This is a genomic window from Lutibacter profundi (assembly GCF_001543325.1).
Lineage (GTDB): Bacteria > Bacteroidota > Bacteroidia > Flavobacteriales > Flavobacteriaceae > Lutibacter > Lutibacter profundi.
This window is the reverse complement of record NZ_CP013355.1, coordinates 1735583-1755821: the sequence shown is the minus strand read 5'-3', so window position 1 is coordinate 1755821 and position 20239 is coordinate 1735583. Positions and strand designations below refer to the sequence as shown.

The 20239-nt window shown below is 28.9% G+C and carries 20 protein-coding genes; 10 read left to right on the top strand and 10 right to left on the bottom strand.

The features are described 5' to 3' along the window. Window positions 1-26: 26 nt before the first annotated feature. From Lupro_RS07815 to Lupro_RS07805, 3 genes are read right to left on the bottom strand one after another with little or no spacing between them, the layout of a single operon-like run. Window positions 27-536 carry a DUF2480 family protein gene (locus tag Lupro_RS07815; RefSeq protein ID WP_068208318.1) on the bottom strand — a complete coding sequence of 170 codons (510 nt, stop codon included), beginning with the start codon at window positions 534-536 and terminating at the stop codon, window positions 27-29. A 1-nt stretch (window position 537) separates the two neighbouring features. Next, window positions 538-858 (bottom strand): DUF59 domain-containing protein, encoded by a 321-nt coding sequence (locus Lupro_RS07810; RefSeq protein ID WP_068208317.1) that lies wholly within the window; start codon window positions 856-858, stop codon window positions 538-540. Between the two features lie 51 nt (window positions 859-909). Next, on the bottom strand, window positions 910-1332 hold the full coding sequence (locus tag Lupro_RS07805) for a SufE family protein (RefSeq protein ID WP_068208313.1): 423 nt from the start codon (window positions 1330-1332) through the stop codon (window positions 910-912). Between the two features lie 90 nt (window positions 1333-1422). On the opposite strand from Lupro_RS07805, the gene Lupro_RS07800 reads away from it, so the two are divergent. Together Lupro_RS07800 and Lupro_RS07795 are read left to right on the top strand one after the other, a co-directional pair. Continuing rightward, entirely contained in the window at window positions 1423-2349 is a 927-nt protein-coding gene (locus Lupro_RS07800) for a PfkB family carbohydrate kinase (RefSeq protein WP_068208309.1), read from the top strand. Window positions 2350-2407: 58 nt separating this feature from the next. Then, window positions 2408-4306, top strand: a complete 1899-nt coding sequence (locus Lupro_RS07795; protein ID WP_068208306.1) for an amidophosphoribosyltransferase — start codon at window positions 2408-2410, stop codon at window positions 4304-4306. Between the two features lie 2 nt (window positions 4307-4308). Here Lupro_RS07795 and Lupro_RS07790 read toward each other — a convergent pair whose 3' ends face one another. The 3 genes from Lupro_RS07790 to fbp form a co-directional block, all read right to left on the bottom strand. Next, window positions 4309-5232, bottom strand: coding sequence for a DMT family transporter (locus Lupro_RS07790; protein WP_068208304.1), 924 nt, complete (start codon window positions 5230-5232; stop codon window positions 4309-4311). Between the two features lie 172 nt (window positions 5233-5404). Beyond that, the gene (locus tag Lupro_RS07785) at window positions 5405-6013 is read right to left on the bottom strand and encodes a superoxide dismutase (protein ID WP_068208301.1); all 609 of its coding nucleotides are present in this window, start codon (window positions 6011-6013) and stop codon (window positions 5405-5407) included. Between the two features lie 124 nt (window positions 6014-6137). After that, window positions 6138-7160, bottom strand: a complete 1023-nt coding sequence (gene fbp, locus Lupro_RS07780) for a class 1 fructose-bisphosphatase (RefSeq protein ID WP_068208298.1) — start codon at window positions 7158-7160, stop codon at window positions 6138-6140. A gap of 124 nt (window positions 7161-7284) precedes the next feature. On the opposite strand from fbp, the gene Lupro_RS07775 reads away from it, so the two are divergent. From Lupro_RS07775 to Lupro_RS07765, 3 genes are read left to right on the top strand one after another with little or no spacing between them, the layout of a single operon-like run. Then, window positions 7285-7770: a GNAT family N-acetyltransferase gene (locus Lupro_RS07775; RefSeq protein ID WP_068208295.1), complete on the top strand. Its 486-nt coding sequence runs from the start codon at window positions 7285-7287 to the stop codon at window positions 7768-7770. Further along, window positions 7770-9023, top strand: coding sequence for an aspartate kinase (locus tag Lupro_RS07770; RefSeq protein ID WP_068208291.1), 1254 nt, complete (start codon window positions 7770-7772; stop codon window positions 9021-9023). The genes Lupro_RS07775 and Lupro_RS07770 overlap by 1 nt, the downstream gene beginning before the upstream one ends. A 38-nt stretch (window positions 9024-9061) precedes the next feature. Beyond that, window positions 9062-10897, top strand: coding sequence for a GNAT family N-acyltransferase (locus Lupro_RS07765; RefSeq protein ID WP_068208288.1), 1836 nt, complete (start codon window positions 9062-9064; stop codon window positions 10895-10897). 4 nt (window positions 10898-10901) lie between these two features. Here Lupro_RS07765 and Lupro_RS07760 read toward each other — a convergent pair whose 3' ends face one another. The 3 genes from Lupro_RS07760 to panB form a co-directional block, all read right to left on the bottom strand. Beyond that, a complete protein-coding gene (locus Lupro_RS07760) occupies window positions 10902-11189 on the bottom strand; it encodes a TM2 domain-containing protein (protein WP_068208286.1) in 288 nt (95 codons plus the stop codon). 101 nt (window positions 11190-11290) lie between these two features. Next, a complete protein-coding gene (locus Lupro_RS07755) occupies window positions 11291-12229 on the bottom strand; it encodes a 2-hydroxyacid dehydrogenase (RefSeq protein WP_068208283.1) in 939 nt (312 codons plus the stop codon). Then, window positions 12229-13047 carry a 3-methyl-2-oxobutanoate hydroxymethyltransferase gene (gene panB, locus Lupro_RS07750; protein ID WP_068208281.1) on the bottom strand — a complete coding sequence of 273 codons (819 nt, stop codon included), beginning with the start codon at window positions 13045-13047 and terminating at the stop codon, window positions 12229-12231. Before panB ends, Lupro_RS07755 begins: the two co-directional genes overlap by 1 nt. Before the next feature lie 166 nt (window positions 13048-13213). Between panB and Lupro_RS07745 the strand changes: the two genes are divergently transcribed. The 5 genes from Lupro_RS07745 to Lupro_RS07725 all read left to right on the top strand — a co-directional run bounded on the left by Lupro_RS07745 (window position 13214) and on the right by Lupro_RS07725 (window position 19844). Next, window positions 13214-14005 (top strand): sensor histidine kinase, encoded by a 792-nt coding sequence (locus Lupro_RS07745; RefSeq protein ID WP_144439119.1) that lies wholly within the window; start codon window positions 13214-13216, stop codon window positions 14003-14005. 107 nt (window positions 14006-14112) lie between these two features. Then, window positions 14113-18162, top strand: a complete 4050-nt coding sequence (locus tag Lupro_RS07740) for a PAS domain S-box protein (protein ID WP_082703880.1) — start codon at window positions 14113-14115, stop codon at window positions 18160-18162. Window positions 18163-18297: 135 nt separating this feature from the next. Then, complete coding sequence (locus Lupro_RS07735) at window positions 18298-18867, top strand: sigma-70 family RNA polymerase sigma factor (RefSeq protein ID WP_068208272.1); 570 nt, start codon at window positions 18298-18300, stop codon at window positions 18865-18867. 9 nt (window positions 18868-18876) lie between these two features. Next, entirely contained in the window at window positions 18877-19131 is a 255-nt protein-coding gene (locus tag Lupro_RS07730) for a hypothetical protein (RefSeq protein WP_068208269.1), read from the top strand. 71 nt (window positions 19132-19202) lie between these two features. Continuing rightward, entirely contained in the window at window positions 19203-19844 is a 642-nt protein-coding gene (locus Lupro_RS07725) for an O-methyltransferase (protein ID WP_068208268.1), read from the top strand. Window positions 19845-19856: 12 nt separating this feature from the next. Here Lupro_RS07725 and Lupro_RS07720 read toward each other — a convergent pair whose 3' ends face one another. Continuing rightward, complete coding sequence (locus Lupro_RS07720) at window positions 19857-20174, bottom strand: Sec-independent protein translocase subunit TatA/TatB (RefSeq protein WP_179945741.1); 318 nt, start codon at window positions 20172-20174, stop codon at window positions 19857-19859. Window positions 20175-20239: the final 65 nt, after the last annotated feature.

Genomic DNA, 20239 nt, shown 5'->3' with positions numbered 1-20239 from the left:
TATATTTATTATCTCTAAAATAAAATTTATTTTTTCTTTTTAAAAAGAGGAACCGTTGAACACGCTTCACCAAACATAATTGATTTTACAACAGGTTGTAGTTTTTCAACAAGTTGAATATAAGCTGTTTCAGGAATAGGTTTGTTTGCACAACCCTTAATAATAACGGGTTTATTTGCATAATCCTCAACATTAAAATTAGAAATAATATCTTGAAAAATAGAAGTTTCTAATTCGCGTAAAGTTCCTACAATAATTTTTTTTGCAAATGGAGAAATGTATGTTGAGATTAACATATACGCCCATGATGGAATAATGGCATCAGAGGAGCAAATAAGTGCAACATAATGATTTTTGTATTGATTCCAATTGTGCTTTTTTACATGCTCACGAAAATCGGTTTCTTTTAAAATTAGTTCTTGAAAAAGCCAGTCTTTTATATCAACAATTGTTCTTGTCCCTTGAGGGTAAAACTCTTCAAGATCAATTGTTTTTAATTGACTATTTGCAACTTTATTTATAATTTTTGTTGACATTTTAAAGAAAACCAAGTTCTAGTTTAGCCTCTTCGCTCATCATATCTTGTGTCCACATTGGGTCAAAAGTAATTTCAACCTCAACATCTTTAACCTTATCTATTGATCTTACTTTTTCTTCAATTTCAACAGGTAAAGTTTCAGCTACAGGGCAATTGGGAGAGGTTAAAGTCATTAAAATTTTAACATCATTATTTTCACTAACAAAAACGTCGTAAATTAAACCCAATTCAAATATGTCAACAGGTATTTCGGGATCATAAATGGTTTTAAGCATTTCAACTATATCTTCGCCTAAATCTTGAACACGTTCACTATTCATTTTAAAAATCTTTCTTTATATTCATTCTAAATAAGTACAAATATACACTAATTAACTTAATTTAGATTGATGTGCCAAGGCATATAATTTAATTTGCTTAATCATAGAAACTAACCCGTTTGCACGAGTTGGAGAGAGATGCTCTTTTAACCCAATTTCATCTATAAAAAATAAATCTGCAGCTAAGATATCAGCAGGTTTTTGGTTGTTAAAAACACGCAGAAGAATAGCAACAATTCCTTTGGTTAAAATAGCATCGCTATCTGCAGTAAAATTAATTTTATCTCCTTTAATTTCTGAGCGTAGCCACACTTTAGATTGGCATCCATTAATTAAATTTTCATCTAATTTATTGGCTTCGTCAATAAGAGGAAGTGATTTTCCTAAATCAATTATATATTCGTAACGCTCCATCCAGTCTTCAAACATAGAAAACTCATCTATAATTTCTTCTTGTATTTCTTTGATAGTCATTTTTTAAACTTATTTTTGCAAAAATAATCACATCTGTTGTTTAAAAAAAATATAATAACAAATTAAACAAGATTTGATATAAATTAAATTATGAGTAAACTATTAATTGTAGGTACGGTTGCTTTTGATGCTATTGAAACTCCGTTTGGACAAACTGATAAAATTTTAGGTGGAGCAGCAACGTATATTTCGCTTTCAGCTTCACAATTTGGTGTAAATTCAGGAATTGTTTCTGTTGTAGGAGGAGATTTTCCGAAGGAATATTTAGAAAAATTAAATGCTAAAAATATCAATACAGATGGTATTGAGGTTATTGAAGATGGGAAAACATTTTTTTGGAAAGGGAAGTATCATAACGATTTAAACACACGTGATACTTTAATTACAGATTTAAACGTATTGGCAAATTTTAATCCAATAGTTCCTGAAAATTTTAAAGATACTGAATTTTTGATGTTAGGAAATTTACACCCTTCTGTACAAATGGCAGTGATTAAACAAATTCCTATTCGACCAAAATTAGTTGTACTGGATACTATGAATTTTTGGATGGATAATACGTTAAATGAATTGATGGAAGTTATTGCCAAAATTGATGTAATTACCATAAATGATGAAGAAGCTCGCCAATTATCAGGAGAATATTCATTGGTTAAAGCTGCACAAAAAATTCATAAAATGGGCCCTAAATATGTAGTAATAAAAAAAGGAGAACACGGGGCTTTACTATTTAATAATGGAGATGTATTTTTTGCTCCTGCATTACCATTAGAAGAAGTTTTCGACCCAACAGGAGCTGGAGATACATTTGCCGGAGGTTTTATTGGGCATATTGCAAAATCTGGAGATATTTCATTTGAGAATATGAAAAGAGCTGTAATATCAGGCTCTAATTTGGCATCGTTTTGCGTTGAAAAATTTGGAACTGAAAGAATGGAGAACATCACACATGATGAAATACAAAAAAGATTATTACAATTTAAACAACTTACACAATTTGAAATTGAATTAAGTTAGAAATAAATTCCGCCAGCGTGCGGAATTTTTTATTTAATTTTACTTTAACATTGAAATTATGAGCGAAGCTATTAAACATGAATGTGGAATTGCAATGGTTCGGTTATTAAAACCCTTGCAATATTATAAAGATAAATATGGAACGGCTTTTTATGGGTTAAACAAAATGTACTTACTTATGGAAAAACAGCATAATCGCGGTCAGGATGGTGCAGGTTTGGCAAGTATAAAATTTGATGTTACTCCAGGAACAAGATATATTAGTCGTATTCGCTCAAATGAAGATCAACCAATTCAAGATATTTTTGCGCAAATTAATGGCCGTTTAAATAAATTAAATGAAGATTTCCCAACTAAAATTGATGATGTTGAATGGCAAAATAATAATGCCCCTTACATAGGTAATTTATTTTTAGGTCATGTGCGCTATGGTACTTTTGGTAAAAATAGTATTGAAAGCGTACACCCGTTTTTACGTCAAAGTAACTGGATGCATAAAAGCTTAATTGTAGCAGGGAATTTTAATATGACAAATTCTCCAAGATTATTCAATGATTTAATTGAAATAGGTCAACATCCAAAAGAAATGACAGATACTGTTACTGTTATGGAAAAAATAGGTCATTTTATTGATGACGAAGTTGCTAGTTTGTACAAAAAAATTAAAGAAGAGGGTATAAATAAAAAAGAGGCCTCTCCTTTAATTGAAAAGCGAATTAACATTAAAAAAATACTAAAAAAATCTGCTAAAAATTGGGATGGTGGTTATGCAATGGCAGGTTTATTAGGACATGGAGATGCTTTTGTATTACGTGATCCGGCGGGGATTAGACCGGCATTTTATTATGTTGATGATGAAGTTGTTGTGGTTGCTTCAGAAAGACCAGTAATTCAGACTGTTTTTAATGTTGCTATAAAAGATATTAAAGAAATAGACAGAGGCCATGCTTTAATTATTAAGAGAAATGGAAGTGTTTCTATGGATAAAATTAAAGAACAATTACCTAAAAAATCTTGTTCTTTTGAGCGTATTTATTTTTCAAGGGGAAGTGATGCTGATATTTATACTGAACGAAAAAATTTAGGCAAATTAGTATTTCCTCAAGTATTAAAAAAAATAAATGAGGATATTAAAAATACGGTATTTTCATTTATTCCTAACACTGCAGAAACTTCTTTTTTTGGAATGCGAGAAGCAGCTGAAGACTTTTTAAATTTACAGAAAGCTAAAATTATTTTAAAAGGTCAACGAAGTTTATCTGTTGAAAAGGTAAAAGAAATTTTGGCCGAGAGGCCACGTATTGAAAAATTAGCCATAAAAGATGCTAAATTACGTACTTTTATTGCTGATGATAACAGTAGAGATGATTTGGTTGCTCATATTTATGATGTTACTTATGGTATTGTAAAACCAACTGACAATTTGGTAATTATTGATGATAGCATTGTTAGAGGAACCACGTTGAAGCAAAGTATTATTAAAATTTTAGATAGATTAAATCCTAAAAAAATTGTGATAGTCTCATCGGCACCTCAAATTCGTTATCCCGATTGTTACGGAATTGATATGGCTAAATTGGGTGATTTTATAGCGTTTAGAGCTGCATTAGCTTTACTTCAAGAAACACAACAAAATGATATTGTGGAACAAGTTTATAAAGATTGTAAGCAACAGCAATTATTAGAAGATTTTGAAATAACCAACGCCGTTGTTAAAATATATGAACCATTTACCAATGAGCAAATTTCAGATAAAATTGCTGAAATGTTAAAAACACCAACTATTAATGCTGATGTGGAAATTGTTTACCAATCGGTTGAAAATTTACATAAAGCAATTCCTAACCATTTAGGTGATTGGTATTTTACCGGAGATTACCCAACACCGGGAGGGAATCGTGTTGTAAATGATGCTTTTATTAATTTTTATGAAGGAAGTAATAAAAGAGCATATTAATTTTATTGAATAAAAAATAAGCCAATACCAGTTAATGCTATAAAAGCTCCAATAACTTCCTTTAGAGTCACTTTTTCTTTATAAATTAGAATTGCTGGAGGAATAATTAGCACAGGAATAATAGCCATAATTGTAGAGGCAATTCCTACACTTGTATATTTTACAGATAACAATGAAGTATAAACCCCTAAAAAAGGACCAAATATAGAGCCAACTAGTATAAATTTTATTGAAATAGAATCTTTAACGGTTTGTTTAACTTTTGGCCATCGTTTTATCAATGAAATTAAAATTACAAACCCAATACTACTGGCAATTATTCTAATTTGGGTAGCGGCAAAAACGTTATAATCTTGCATTCCATATTTACTTAATACCAATCCTAAAGCTTGTCCTAATGAACCTAAAAAAGCAAATAACATTCCTTTTGGAGAAAATGAAAATTGAAATTTCTTGTTTTTGGATCCTAATTTTTCCTCGTCTAGTTTCTTTTTTTCGGTAATTACCACTGTAATTCCAAAAATAGTTATAAACATAGCAATCAATGAGATAAAACTCATTGATTCTCCTAAGAAAATCCAACTTATAAGAGCAGCAATAGGAGCACTTAAAGACATGAGTAGCATAGAAATTCTAGCACTGATAAACTCGTATGATTTAAGTAAAAAATAATCCCCAAAAACAAATCCTACAATTCCAGATAATGACATCCAAATCCATTGGTGTACAGAAGCATCAAAAGGTAAAAACATACCTCTTGAGAAGTACGAAATTAAAGCATAAATAACAAAAGCAATAATTAAGCGTAAAACATTAACAGATAAAACACCAGATCTTCTAGTTGCTTGTTGAAAAGATAAACTGGTAGTAGTCCAAAAAAAAGCAGTTAATAAAGCAAATAATTCACCTAAGTGTGATGTTATCATAACTAATGAAGGATAAATTTAGGGGTACTAAAGTACTTAAAACTTAAGGTTAAGGATTATGAGTTGTGAAATATTTTTCAAATAAATAATACCATTTGAAATTACAATAATTAAAAAACCCACAATATAGTGGGTTTTTAGTTGATTAATTTAGTAATAGTAATAAAACGGTTTATTTGTTTTCTGCATATAGTTTTTCAACATAATTCCAGTTAATTACATTAAAAAATGCATTGATATAATCTGGTCTTCTGTTTTGATATTTTAAGTAATAAGCGTGTTCCCAAACATCTAATGCTAAAATTGGAGTTCCTTTACAAGAAACACCTGGCATTAAAGGATTGTCTTGGTTTGGAGTTGAACAAATTTCAACTTTACCACCTTTATGAACGCATAACCAAGCCCATCCAGAACCAAATCTAGTAGCTGCAGCTTTAGCAAAAGTATCTTTAAAATCTTCAACAGATCCAAATTCTGCTACAATTGCATCTTTTAATTCACCAGAGAGGTAACCTTTTCCTTCAGGATTCATCACTTCCCAAAATAAATTGTGATTGTAATAACCACCACCATTATTTCTAACAGCTGTATTATTCATATCTAATTTAGTTAAAATATCATTGATAGATTTTCCTTCTAAATTGGTACCGGCAATTGCATTATTTAAATTGTTAGTATATCCATAATGATGCTTTGTAAGGTGTATCTCCATTGTTCTTGCATCAATATAAGGTTCAAGTGCATCATAAGCGTACGATAATTTTGGTAAATCAAAAGCCATAATTGTAATTTATTAGTTAATAATTAAAAAGTACTCAAAGGTAATAAACGATATTCATTCTATAAAATCGAATGTTTTTATAGTGTTATTGGTTATTGTTATGAGAAATCTTAAATTTTTGAGATTAATAATTTGCGTCTTTAGGGTATTTTGCCATAAATTCTTCGAGTTTTTTAACCATAGATTTACTTCCACAGAAAAAGGGCACACGTTGATGTAGCTCGGTTGGTTTAATATCTAAAATTCGAACATAACCATCGCTAGCTTTCCCATTAGCTTGTTCTGCTAAAAAAGCCATAGGGTTACATTCATACAACAATCTTAATTTTCCTTTTGGGTTTTTGGTACTTGTTGGATAAATATAAATACCTCCTTTAATCATATTCCGATGAAAATCAGATACTAAAGAACCAATATACCGAGAAGTATAAGGTCTATTTTCTTTTTCTTCTTGACAATATTTTAAATAATCTTTTACGCCCTGCGGAAAATGTACATAATTTCCTTCGTTTATAGAGTAGATAGTTCCGTTTTCAGGAAATTTCATATTTGGATGCGATAAATAGAAAGAACCAATTGCCGGATTTAAAGTAAAACCATTAACACCACTGCCAGAAGTTAATACTAACATTGTTGAAGTCCCATAAACAACATATCCTGCTGCAACTTGTTGGTTTCCACGCTGTAAAAAATCTATTTTATCTACAGGCGTGCCCGTTGGAGTTACCCTTTTATATATTGAAAAAATGGTACCAACAGAAACGTTTACATCTATGTTTGATGAGCCATCCAAAGGATCCATCAATACAACATATTTATTTTCGTTTGTTTCGTGTTTTCCTTTAATAGTTACATAATCATCTTCTTCTTCACTTGCAATACCACAAACAATTTCCCTATTAATAAGGGTTTGCATAAATACATCATTTGCATATACATCAAGTTTTTGTTGATCTTCTCCTTGTATATTTGTATCTCCTGCATCACCTAAAATATCAACCAACCCTGCCTTGTTAACTTTATAATTAACAATTTTTGCAGCCAATTTAATAGAACTTATTAAACGAGAAAATTCACCTGAAGTTGATTTGTAATGTTTTTGATTTTCAATTATAAACTCTCCTAAAGTAAGGTTGTTTTTTTTCATAATTGTATTTAGTTGTTTGTTTGCGCAAATATCGAGAAAATTATTTTTAAAAAGACATTTGTTTTTCAGATAGTTTGAATAAAGATTTTTTATTTTAGCTAAAACTAAAGGAGTAGCACTTAAAATGGATTTTAAAATAAGAAAAGGAAAAATTACAGATATGCCTGCTGTATTGGAATTAATACAAGAATTAGCCCACTTTGAAAACGAACCTAATGCCGTTGAAGTTACAGTAGCTGATTTAGAACAACATGGATTTGAAAATTTCCCACTATTTAAAACTTTTATAGCAGAATTAGATGATGAAATTGTTGGAATGGCATTATTTTATCCAAGATATTCAACTTGGAAAGGACCAACAATTCATTTGGAAGATTTAATTGTTAAAAAAAACAAAAGAGGATTAAATATTGGCAGGGCTTTATACACGAAGGTTCTTGAATTTGGTTATAAAAAGGGTGTAAAACGAATTGAATGGGTGGTTTTAGATTGGAATACACCAGCAATAGAATTTTATAAAAAAACAGGAGCTATAATTTTAGATGATTGGAATACTGTGCAAATAGATGATAAAGCAATAAAAAAATATTTGGAAACAACGGTGATATAATGAAAATTTTTAAGTTTGGAGGTGCATCGGTTAAAGATGCTGAAGGTGTAAGAAATGTGCTTAGGGTTCTAAAACATGAAGGATTTCAAAAAACACTAATCATTGTTTCGGCAATGGGAAAAATGACCAACGCTTTTGAAAATATAGTAACAGCTTATTATAACAAAACAAATGACTTAGACCAAAAAATTGAGTTTGTAAGAGCTTTTCACCTAAAAATAGTAGATGAATTATCTTTCACTAAAAACAATGCTATTTTTATAGAAGTTGAAAAATTATTTGGTGAAATGATAGGTTTTTTGATAACGAATAAGTCAAAAGATTACAATTTTATTTATGATCAAATAGTTGGGTTTGGAGAATTGCTTTCAACTAAAATTATAGGTGCTTATTTAAATAAAAATAACATTGAAAATTATTGGATTGATGTAAGAGCGTATATTAAAACAGATTCAAATTATAGAGATGCCCATGTAAATTGGGAGCAAACTACTGCAAATATTTTAAATTTAGACAAAAATCAATTGTGTATTACTCAGGGGTTTATTAGTGGTTGTAGCTCAAAAAATAATGTAACTACTACATTAGGGCGTGAAGGATCAGATTATTCAGCGGCAATTTTTGCCTATTGTTTAAGTGCAAAAAGCATTACAATTTGGAAAGATGTTGAAGGTGTTTTTAATGCCAATCCAAGTTCTTTTGAAAACACACAGTTATTACAGCAAATTTCATATTCAGAAGCTATTGAAATGGCTTTTTATGGAGCATCGGTTATACATCCAAAAACATTAAAACCTCTTGAAAATAAAAATATCCCATTGTATGTGAGGTCTTTTTATAATTTAGAAAAAAAGGGGACAACAGTAAAAAAAGGGCCTTCTCTATTTCCTGAGATTCCTTGTTTTATTTTAAAAGAACACCAAATATTAATTTCAATTTCAGCATTAGATTTTTCATTTATGGTTGAATATAATTTAAGTGATATTTTTAAAATTTTACACAATAATAAACTCAAAGTAAATTTAATTCAAAATTCAGCGTTAAGTTTTTCAGTTTGTATTGAAGATAAATTCAATAATTTTAGAAATCTTTTAGTAGTATTAGAGTCAAAATATAAGATACACTATACTGAGAATGTTTCATTATATACGATAAGGCATGCCTCTAATGAAGCAGTTAATAAAATAGAACAAAAAGGTAAAGTATTGTTAAAACAAGCAACAAAAGGAACGGTACAAGTTGTGATACAATAATTTTAAGTATTTTTGTATTTACCAATAATTTTAAATGAATGAGTTTAGTAACAGCTAAAGAAATTGCGAAAGTAATTCACCTTGATAAATATGGATTTATTGGTACATTTTTTGGGTGGGTTTTGTTAAAAGTGCTCAGAATTTCAAGAATTAATAGAATTTATAACAAGCATAAACATTTAAAAGATATTGCCTTTTTCACGGCATTATTAGATGATTTACAAATTAAGTTTGAAATACCCGAAGAAGATTTAAAACGAATTCCCAAAAAAGGAGCTTTTATAACAGTTTCTAATCATCCACTTGGTGGAATAGATGGTATTCTATTATTAAAACTATTGATTGAAGAACGACCAGATTATAAAATTATAGCTAATTTTTTATTGCATAGAATTGAGCCAATGAAGCCTTTTATTATGCCTGTTAATCCTTTTGAAAATAGAAAAGATAGTCACTCGAGTATTTCAGGAATAAAAAATGCATTGTTACATTTACAAGAGGGAAATTCTTTAGGCGTTTTTCCTGCAGGTGAAGTTTCTACTTATAAAGATGGTAGAGTAATTGTTGATAGGCCATGGGAAGAAAGTGCCATAAAATTAATTCAGAAAGCAAAAGTTCCTGTAATTCCAATTTATTTTCACGCAAAGAATAGCCCATTGTTTTATTTCCTATCAAAATTAAATGGAAATTTGAGAACAGCAAAATTACCCTCAGAATTATTATCACAAAAAGGACGAGTTATTAAAGTTAGAATAGGGAAACAAATATCAATAAAAGATCAAGAAGAGTATAAAAACTCGCAGGATTTTTGTGATTTTCTTAGAAAGAAAACCTATATGTTAGCGAATCCTTTTGAAAAAGAGACAATAAAGCTAAATGCCTCATCTTTAAAATTACCAAAATCTCCGAAAGAAATTGTAAGTCAAAGAAATATAGATAAAATGATTCTTGAAGTAGAAGCTTTGAGAAAAAATAACGGCCGATTGCTTAAAAGTAAGAATTATGAAGTGTTTTTTGCTCCAAGTAAAAAAATCCCAAATATTATGTTTGAGATTGGGCGTTTACGCGAAATTACGTTTAGGGAAGTTGGAGAAGGAACAAATGAATCCATAGATTTAGATGTTTTTGATGGCTATTATCACCACTTATTTTTGTGGGATAGCGAAGCTGAATGCGTTGTTGGAGCTTACCGTATGGGATTAGGTAAAGACATATTTAAAAAGTATGGTATTGAAGGTTTTTATGTGCAAACGTTATTTAAATTTGAACCCGAGCTGTTTTCAATGATGGAAAATTCTATAGAAATGGGCAGGGCTTTTATTATTAAAGAATATCAGCAAAAGCCTATGCCTCTGTTTTTACTTTGGAAAGGAATAGTTCATATTACATTGCGATACCCAGAGTATAAATACTTAATAGGAGGTGTAAGTATTAGCAATCAGTTTTCAAATTTCTCAAAATCGTTGATGATTGAGTTTATGAAATCACATTATTACGATCCGTATATAGCACAGTATATTCATCCTAAAAAAGAATACAAAGTAAAACTAAATGATGCTGATAAAGATTTTGTTTTTGATGCTACAAAGGCTGATATGAATAAATTTGATAAAGTGATTGATGAAATTGAACCTGGAGCTTTAAGAATGCCTGTTCTTATTAAAAAATATGTTAAACAAAATGCACGCTTAGTTGCTTTTAATGTTGATCCAAAATTTAATAACTCAGTTGATGGTTTAATGTATATAAGAGTTGCAGATATACCAGAGAGCACTGTAAAACCAGTTATGGAAGAGTTTCAAGCAGAATTAGAAAGCAGACTTGAAAGTGAGAAAAAAGAAGACAAAATTATAGAAAAGCCATCTTCTATTTAATTTTTTAAAACCATTCTTTTTTATTGGTTTGATACATTTGAATAAACTCTTCATCAGATTTAGTGAGGTAAATAACGCCTTCAATTAATCCTATAATACTTGTAACTGCAGCTCCAATACCACAAGTTAAAATTGTGACAGCTAATAGAATAATACCTTGTGTAGTATAGCCAAGAATAAATTTATGTACACCAAACGGCCCTAAAACTATGGCTAAAATTCCAGCAATTACCCTTTTACTTTCTTCATTATTTTTTGGAATTATATTTCCATTTTCGTCCAATACATCCATTGTGTGTTTTTTAGTATTATAAAAATACAAAATAATAACGATAAAAAAAGGAGTCTATAGAAGTTTCTATGAGTCAATTTTTAGTTTTAACAGCGTTTATTTTAAAAAAATATTCTTTTAATTTTATCAACAATTGTTTGCGCTAATTTAATTTTGGATTCAACGGTCCAACCTGCAATATGAGGTGATAGTAGTACATTATTTGCATGAATTAAATACGAGAAGGCTTCGGGTAAATTTTCATTTTCAAACAAATTTTCAAAAGATAGTTTTTCATATTCTAATACATCTAAACAAGCACCCAATATTTTTTTGTTAATGAGATTTTCAACCAAATCATTGGTAACAACAGCAGAACCTCGTGCGGTATTTATTAAATAAAAAGATTTTTTAAAGTTGCTAATAAACAGATCATTTACCATATGGTGTGATAGTTTATTTAAAGGGGTATGTAAACTTAAAATGTCTGTTTTTTCTTGTAATTGTTTTAACGAGACTTGTTTGCAATTTTCATCACCTACTCCTTCTTTTATATCGTAGCAAATAACATCAACATCAAACCCTTTTAATTTTTTAGCAAAGGATTTCCCCATATTTCCGTAACCGATAATACCAACAGTTTTCCCCTCTAATTCAATACCTCTATTTTCTTCACGTAACCATTTTCCATTTCTAATTTCAAGATCAGCTTTTTTAATATTATTAAATAAACAAAGTATCATTCCTAAGGCATGTTCACCAACAGCATTGCTATTTCCTTCTGGAGCAGAAATTAAATGGATTCCTTTTTTGTTGGCGTATATAACATCAATACTTTCAAGTCCGGCACCTACACGCGCAATAAATTTTAAATGAGTTGCTTTATCTATAAATTGTTTATCAATATGAAACCGGCTTCTAATAACAATACCGTTATAGTTGTTTATTTTTTCTTCAATTTGTTGTTTCGTAGAAGTATAATCCTCATCACAAATGCAGCCTAGTTTTTCTAAACCATTTTGAAGTAATGAATGATTGGTGTCAATTAAAAGAACTTTCATTAATACTGTTCGTTTTCATTAGGGAAATCTCTATTTTTCACATCAGAAATATAATTTTCAAAAGCAGTTGTCATTTCAGAAAATAAATCTAAATAACGGCGTAAAAAACGAGGGTGAAATTCATGAGTCATCCCTAACATATCATGCGTTACAAGTACTTGGCCATCTACACCATTTCCAGCTCCAATTCCTATCACTGGGATAGAAATACTTTCTGCAATTTCTTGAGCTAATTTTGCAGGTATTTTTTCTAAAACTAAAGCAAAGCACCCTAATTGTTCAATTAATAAGGCATCTTCTTTTAATTTTTCAGCCTCTTCATCTTCTTTGGCTCTAACGGTATAAGATCCAAATTTATAAATAGATTGAGGGGTAAGTCCTAAATGTCCCATAACAGGAATTCCGGCGGTTAAAATTCTTGAGATTGATTCTCTAATTTCACTTCCGCCTTCTAATTTTACAGCATGTCCACCTGATTCTTTCATTATTCTTATGGCTGAATCTAGGGCGCTTCTAGAATTACCTTGGTAACTACCAAATGGTAAATCTACCACAACTAAGCTTCTTTCAATAGCTCTAACAACGGAGCTTGCATGGTAAATCATTTCATTCAGAGTAATAGGAAGTGTGGTTTCATGACCAGCCATTACATTTGATGCAGAATCACCAACCAAAATAATGTCAATACCTGCTTTGTCTACAATTTTAGCCATAGTATAATCATAAGCAGTTAACATGGCAATTTTTTCACCATTATTTTTCATTTCTACCAAACTTTTGGTTGTAATTCTTTTATAATCTTTTTTTGCTGTTGACATTTTAAATAAGTTTAATCTTAAAAGGTAAAAGTAATGAAAAAACAGTTTGTATTTTACAGGAACCTATTTAAGTATTTATTTTAGAATTTAAACGAGGGTAAAAACATGAAAAAAATAGTTTGAAAAATTAGTAAAATAAGTTAACTTTACTAAAAATAAGTCTATTTTGATAAAGAAAAATAACTTGCCCACTTATGTTAATGAATTGGAAGAAAAAGTAGTAGATCTTAGTTTACAGCTTAAAAGTTATTCTAATGAGTTGATTTCAGTTAAAGAAAGTTACAATAAAACGATAGGGAAATTAATACATAACTTAAAGAATCCTGTTGGTGTAATTTTTTCATTTTCTGAAATGATGTTGGAAGATATTGAAGATTATTCAATAGAAAAACTAAAAAGCCATATTGAAATTATTAAAAATTCATCAAAATTTTCTATTGAATTATTAAACACGGTGGCGAAGCTTTCACAAATTAAATCTTCAAACTATACACTAAATTTAAAGGAAATAAATTATACGAATTTAGTAAATGATGTTATAAGTGAGTTTAAAGATACAGCTGAGAAAAAAAATTGTATAATTAAAATAAAATTTCCTGAAAAGCCAGTTTTTTTAACTGTTGATGAGGCTGAAATTTCTGTGGTAATTAGAAACATACTCAACAATGCTTTTCGGTATTCTGGCAAAAACACAACAATTGAAATTACTATAATTGAAAAGGATAATACTATTGAAACTATAATAACGGATGAGGGAATAGGTATTTCTGAAGAAAATTTACCCAATGTATTGAATGAGTTTTTTGTTGTAAATACTTATTCAGAAGATAAGAAAAAGTGTATTGGCTTAGGGCTAGCAATTGCTTCTAAAATAAGCACACATCATAAAGGAAAAATATCAATAACTAGTGTAATTGATAAAGGATCTAGCTTTAAAATTAGTATTCCAAAGCGCTAAAAATTAATTTACATACTTCTTTTAAAAGTTTATACAGAAAAATTAGAAACTTAAAGTTTTATAAAAAAACGTATATTTAACATGTCAAAAGCCCCAAAATTTTAAAAATGACTGAAAGATTTAATCTTAAAATGACTCCAATAGATTACCAAAATAAAACACAAAACCAACAAGCACCAGACAAAAAGTATTTTACATTTTTTGAGAACGCTCCAATTGCATTAATGGTTGAAGATTTCTCAAAACTTAAAACACATATTGAAAAGGTTGTAAAAGAGAACAATACAGATGTTATATCGTATATTAATGAAAATCCAAGTGTAATATCAAAACTAGCATCTTTAATTATAATAAAAGATGTAAATGCAACTACGCTAACGTTGTTTAAAGCAAAAACTAAACAAGAATTATTAAAAAATTTAAATAGAACCTTTACCGAAAAATCAACGGAGGCTTTTAAAAACTTGATTATTGATATTTTAACTGGGAAAAAAGAAACAGAGGCTGAAACAGTTAATAAAACTTTAAATGGTGAAATACTTGATATCACAATAAAATTTAAAGTAATTGAGGGTAGTGAAGAAACACTTGAAAATATAATTGTCTCTATTGAAGATATTACCGAAAGAATTAACACTAGAAGAGCATTAGCAGAGAGTGAAAAAAGGTATAGAGAGTCTCAAGAAGTTGCTAAAATTGGAAGTTGGGAATATGATTTTTCTGCTAAAAAAATATATTGGTCAGATGAAGCTTTTGAACTAATAGAAAGTAAACCACAAAAGAATATAAGTTTAGAATTTTATTTATCACATGTACATATTGATGATAGGGAATTGGTAAAAAACGTAAGTGCAAACTTTTTATTAAAAAACCAAAATCAGAATTTAAGGTATAGAATTATTACAAAACAAGGCAAAATAAAATATATTAGTGAAAAGCGAAGTGTACAAATTAAAGATGGAAGGATTGTTAAAATAATAGGTATATGTCAAGATATTACAGAAAATGTACATATTGAACAAAAGTTAAATGTTACTAAGAATTTACTTTCAAAAACACTTACAAGCATTAAAGATGGTTTTATAATTTTAGATTACAATTCTAATTATTTGTACCTAAACAATGAAGCAGCAAAATTATTAGGTGTTAAAAACCCTGAGGAGGTTATAGGAAAACATATTTGGACTGAATTTCCAGAAAAAGAAGGAGATGTTTTTTTTGACAATTATCAAAAGGTGTTAAAAACCAAAAAACCTATTAGTTTTGAAAATTATTTTAAACCTTGGAATAGATGGTTTGAAAATAGAATAATTCCTTCAAGTGAAGGGATTATAATGTTTTTTCATGAAATAACCAGTAGAAAGATTGATGAAGAAAAAATAGAAAAAGCATATGATATAATTAATAAAAGCTCTTCAGTTGTATTTTTATGTAAAAATGAAAGATATTTTCCCATTGAATACATTTCCAAAAACACAGAAAAATTATTTGGGTATACCAGTGAAGAAGTATTAAGTAACACCTTTAGAACGCTTAAAATAATTCATCCAGATAATTTAGATTATGTGCAATCTTTATTAGCCCCACTTAAAAGAAATCAAGATTTTAAGGGTTTTAAAACAAAGGCCATTAAAGTTTTTTCTAAAAATGGAAATGTAAGATGGATTGAGGTTAGAATTGATGTTATAAAAGACTCTAATGGTAAAACAACCCATATTCAAGGAATAGCTGAAGATATTACTGAACAGAAAATTTCGAGAGATTTACTATTTAAAAGTAATCAGCGTTTAGAAGAAATATTTAAAAATACACCACTAGGTATTATAATTTGGGATTTAGATTTTAATGTACTTGAATGGAATAACTCATCTCAGAGAATATTTGGATATACGGTTGAAGAATCAAAAGTAAAATCGATTAAAGACCTAATAAATCCACCTCATTTAATTTCGGAAATGAAAAAATTCCGAGATAAATTTGCTTCTCTCAATTTTGAGAAAGTAACGTCGAGTGAAAATATTACTAAAGATGGGAAAACAATAATTTGTAGGTGGTACAATGTACAATTAAAAGATGCCAGAGGGAATATAACAGGTTTTGCTTCATTAATTGAAGATGTAACAGAAAGAATTAATTCTAAAAAAGCACTTGAAAAATCTGAACGGAAATATAGAGATATTTTTGAAAAATCAATTGACGCAGTTATTATTATAAAAAATGGCAAGTTTGTTAATTGTAATGAATCTACACTAAGAATATTTGATTACGATAATAAGCAATCATTACTTCAAAAGCACCCATCAATACTATCTCCAGAAAAACAACCTGATGGGACACCATCTTATTTAAAAGCTGAAGGAATGATGAAAATTGCCTTAGAAAAAGGGCATCATAGGTTTAGATGGAATCATCAACAAAAAAACGGACGTGTTTTTCCTGCTGAAGTTTCTCTTACTAGAATAAATACTCCAGATAATATACCTACAATACATACAGTTATAAGAGATATTACCGAAAGAGTTAAAAATGAACAATTAGAAAATGTATTGTACAATATCTCTAGAGCGGCGTTAACAATTAATGATTTTAATAAGTTTGGTCTTTTTCTAAAAGACGAACTACAAACAATTATTGATACTAGCAATTTTTACGTTGCTATATACAACGAGAAAACAAATATGATTACAACTCCCATTTTTGTAGATGAAAAAGAAGAAGTTGAAGAATTTTCTGCAGAAGGATCTCTAACAGGTCATGTAATAAAAACAAAAAAACCACTATTGTTAACGAATAATGAACATAGGAGTTTAATTAGACAAGGAGTTGTAGATATTATTGGGGCACATTCTGAATGTTGGATGGGTGTTCCATTATTAATTGATGGTAAAGCAATTGGAGCCATTGTTGTTCAAAGTTATGATAATAAAAATGCTTTTAATAAGAGTGATGTAAATTTATTAGAATTTGTAGCAGACCAAATAAGTACCACTATTCAGCGTAAAAAAATAGAAGACGAATTAACTCAAGCTTTGGCAAAAGCACAAGAATCAGATAAATTAAAATCTTCTTTCTTAGCCAATATGAGTCATGAGATTAGGACACCAATGAATGGGATTATTGGATTTTCAGAATTATTTTTAGAACCAAATTTATCGAATGAGGATAGAGAAAAATATGCAAATGTTGTAATAAACAGTAGCAAACAGTTATTAACTATTGTAAATGACATTTTAGACATTTCAAAAATTGAAGCTGGAGTTGTAAAGCTAAATTATGAAAGTACAAATGTGAATAGAATGCTTGATAATTTATATGCTTTTTACAAACCAAAAGCCGAGGAAAACAATTTAGAATTAAATTGTGTGAAAGGATTGGAAAATTTTAAAAGCGTAATTAGTATTGACAGAATTAAATTAAATCAAGTATTAACAAATTTGTTGTCAAATGCATTTAAATTTACAGACAAAGGGAGCATAGATTTTGGATATGAATTTATTGAAAACAAATTGCAATTTTATGTAAAAGATACTGGTGTTGGTATTGAAGAAGATATTCAAGATAAAATATTCGATAGATTTATTCAGGCAAATCAAGATTTAAATAAAAAACTTCAAGGAACAGGGCTGGGTTTGGCAATATCAAAGAGATTTATTGAATTGTTTAAAGGAGATATATGGATAGATTCTAATACAAAAGGTACAACCATTTATTTTACAATACCTTATATTAAAGAGAAAGAACCATTAGTTTCTTCTATAGTTGAAGAACAAAAACCAAACAAGCAAGTGAAAAATAAAAAATTAACAATATTAGTAGCTGAGGATGAAGAATATAACATGATGTATATTAACGAATTATTTTCAAAAACTAACTATACAATTATTGAAGCAAGTAATGGTAAAAAAGCAGTTGAGTTGCTAGAAAATCATCCTGAAATAGATTTGGTTTTTTTAGATATTAAAATGCCAATAATGGATGGTAATGAAGCAATGATTGAGATAAAAAAAGAAAACCCGTCATTACCTGTTATAGCACTTTCTGCGTTTGCAATGGAATCTGATAAAGAAAGTGCTTTAAAAAAAGGATTTGATGCTTACTTAACGAAACCAATAAATAAAAAACACCTTTTCAGTTTAATTGATAAACATGCAAATTAACATTTTTTGTAAAAAAAAGATGGAGCTCAATGTACATGTTAAAAAAATAAACGACTAAACTAGTTAAACAAAAAATAACTGAACTAAAATTATTATAAATAATTAACTATTTTAGCTGTAAAGCAATTAAAACGAATGCCGTTAACTAACAAACACAAGCTCAATCCTACTAAATGGGTAATACTCCACGCAGATTATCTTTTTAATTATACAATTAGTAGAGTTAGCAATCATGATATAGCAAAAGATTTAGTACAAGATACTTTTTTTGCGGCTTTAAAAGCAAAAGATAATTTTCAGGGTAAAGCAAGTGAACGAACTTGGTTAATTTCTATTCTTAAGCGAAAAATAATTGACTATTACCGTAAAATTAATTCGGCTAAAGGCAAGGCAGAAGTGAAAATGAGCTTTTATACTGATGGAGATAGAGAGGGTGAATGGATAGAAGAATGTGTTCCAACAGATTGGAATAACGAAGTTGAAAAAAGTATTGAAAATGATGAGTTAGGGGTAGCCTTAGAAGAATGTATTGAAGACTTGCCAGAAAAGTATGCAATGGTTTTTAGAATGAAAACAATTCAACAATTTGAAACAGAAGAAATATGTAAGGAACTTGAGATAACCTCGTCAAATCTTTGGGTAATCATCCACAGAGCGAGAACTCAACTTAGAAAATGTATGGAAGAAAATTGGTTTAAAAATTAAAATTATAGTATGAAATTAACCTGTGACGAAGCAACGGCTTTATGCGATAAAAATCAATACAATGAAGCAACTCTTTGGGAGAAACTAAAACTTAATATACACCTTTTTTTATGTAAAAAATGTGGTTTATATTCTAAACAAAACCATATTGTAACGAAGTGTGTTAAAATTCATAAAGATTCTAAACTGATAAAAAAGGATTCTTTAAGTGATGTAGAAAAAGAACATATTAAAGAAGAGTTGGAGATAAAAATGAATCATTAATAAGATTATAAATTGTGCAATATAAAGGAACTTTAAATTGAGCTCCTTTTTTACTTTTACAAAAAAATACAATGAGTTTTTTACCTAGTAATATAAATGAATATGTAGTAAATCATTCTCAAAGAGAACCTCAACTTCTGCAACAATTAAATAAAGAAACTTGGCAAAAAGTATTAAACCCTAGAATGCTAAGTGGCGCTTTTCAAGGAAGAGTATTGGCAATGATTTCAAAATTAATACAACCTACAACCATTTTAGAAATAGGTACATATACAGGCTATTCTGCACTTTGTTTGGCTGAAGGAATGAAAGCAAATGGAACACTTTTTACAATTGATAAAAATGAAGAATTGGCAGATTTTGCAAAAAAATATTTTGATAAATCACCGTATAAAAATCAACTTAAACATTTAATAGGGAATGCATTGGATATATTGCCAACTCTTAATCAAAAATTTGATTTGGTTTTTATTGATGCAGATAAATCTAATTATAGTAATTATTTTAATTTAGTGATTGAAAAAATGAATACAGGAGGAGTAATTTTATCTGATAACGTATTGTGGAACGGGAAAGTTGTTGAAGAAATTAAACCTAAAGATTTAGACACAAAATCTTTAATAGCGTATAATAAATTATTAAATTCTGACAATAGAATTGAAACTATTTTATTACCTATACGTGATGGCTTATCAATAAGTAGAGTAAAATAAAAATGAAGTACTCTATAACTTTTTTCGTTTAATAGGGCCTGTGAAATCTTCAACGGAATCTTTTATTTTTGAAACAGGTCTGGTAAAATCATCAAAATTATCTTTTACTTTATTTATTTCTTTTTTAACGTTGGAGGCAAGATCAATGTCAATATTATTTTTTTTTGCACTGGTATTAATTTCTCTTTTAATATCATTAGTAGCATCCTTTATTTGACGCATGCCTTTCCCAAGCCCACGAGCTATTTCAGGAAGTTTATCTGCTCCAAAAAGCATTACAACAATAAGTAATACAACAAAAATTTCAGGACCACTAATAAATAAGTACATTATAAACTAATTTAAGTACAAAGATAGTTAAAAAAATATTTTAAAATAGTACAGAATTAAGTTTA

What these genes read in the sequence shown, in the direction of transcription:
- Lupro_RS07815 (WP_068208318.1), bottom strand. Translation starts at nt 536, where the DNA reads ATGTCAACAAAAATTATAAATAAAGTTGCAAATAGTCAATTAAAAACA.
- Lupro_RS07810 (WP_068208317.1), bottom strand. Translation starts at nt 858, where the DNA reads ATGAATAGTGAACGTGTTCAAGATTTAGGCGAAGATATAGTTGAAATG.
- Lupro_RS07805 (WP_068208313.1), bottom strand. Translation starts at nt 1,332, where the DNA reads ATGACTATCAAAGAAATACAAGAAGAAATTATAGATGAGTTTTCTATG.
- Lupro_RS07800 (WP_068208309.1), top strand. Translation starts at nt 1,423, where the DNA reads ATGAGTAAACTATTAATTGTAGGTACGGTTGCTTTTGATGCTATTGAA.
- Lupro_RS07795 (WP_068208306.1), top strand. Translation starts at nt 2,408, where the DNA reads ATGAGCGAAGCTATTAAACATGAATGTGGAATTGCAATGGTTCGGTTA.
- Lupro_RS07790 (WP_068208304.1), bottom strand. Translation starts at nt 5,232, where the DNA reads ATGATAACATCACACTTAGGTGAATTATTTGCTTTATTAACTGCTTTT.
- Lupro_RS07785 (WP_068208301.1), bottom strand. Translation starts at nt 6,013, where the DNA reads ATGGCTTTTGATTTACCAAAATTATCGTACGCTTATGATGCACTTGAA.
- fbp (WP_068208298.1), bottom strand. Translation starts at nt 7,160, where the DNA reads ATGAAAAAAAACAACCTTACTTTAGGAGAGTTTATAATTGAAAATCAA.
- Lupro_RS07775 (WP_068208295.1), top strand. Translation starts at nt 7,285, where the DNA reads ATGGATTTTAAAATAAGAAAAGGAAAAATTACAGATATGCCTGCTGTA.
- Lupro_RS07770 (WP_068208291.1), top strand. Translation starts at nt 7,770, where the DNA reads ATGAAAATTTTTAAGTTTGGAGGTGCATCGGTTAAAGATGCTGAAGGT.
- Lupro_RS07765 (WP_068208288.1), top strand. Translation starts at nt 9,062, where the DNA reads ATGAGTTTAGTAACAGCTAAAGAAATTGCGAAAGTAATTCACCTTGAT.
- Lupro_RS07760 (WP_068208286.1), bottom strand. Translation starts at nt 11,189, where the DNA reads ATGGATGTATTGGACGAAAATGGAAATATAATTCCAAAAAATAATGAA.
- Lupro_RS07755 (WP_068208283.1), bottom strand. Translation starts at nt 12,229, where the DNA reads ATGAAAGTTCTTTTAATTGACACCAATCATTCATTACTTCAAAATGGT.
- panB (WP_068208281.1), bottom strand. Translation starts at nt 13,047, where the DNA reads ATGTCAACAGCAAAAAAAGATTATAAAAGAATTACAACCAAAAGTTTG.
- Lupro_RS07740 (WP_082703880.1), top strand. Translation starts at nt 14,113, where the DNA reads ATGACTGAAAGATTTAATCTTAAAATGACTCCAATAGATTACCAAAAT.
- Lupro_RS07735 (WP_068208272.1), top strand. Translation starts at nt 18,298, where the DNA reads ATGCCGTTAACTAACAAACACAAGCTCAATCCTACTAAATGGGTAATA.
- Lupro_RS07730 (WP_068208269.1), top strand. Translation starts at nt 18,877, where the DNA reads ATGAAATTAACCTGTGACGAAGCAACGGCTTTATGCGATAAAAATCAA.
- Lupro_RS07725 (WP_068208268.1), top strand. Translation starts at nt 19,203, where the DNA reads ATGAGTTTTTTACCTAGTAATATAAATGAATATGTAGTAAATCATTCT.
- Lupro_RS07720 (WP_179945741.1), bottom strand. Translation starts at nt 20,174, where the DNA reads ATGTACTTATTTATTAGTGGTCCTGAAATTTTTGTTGTATTACTTATT.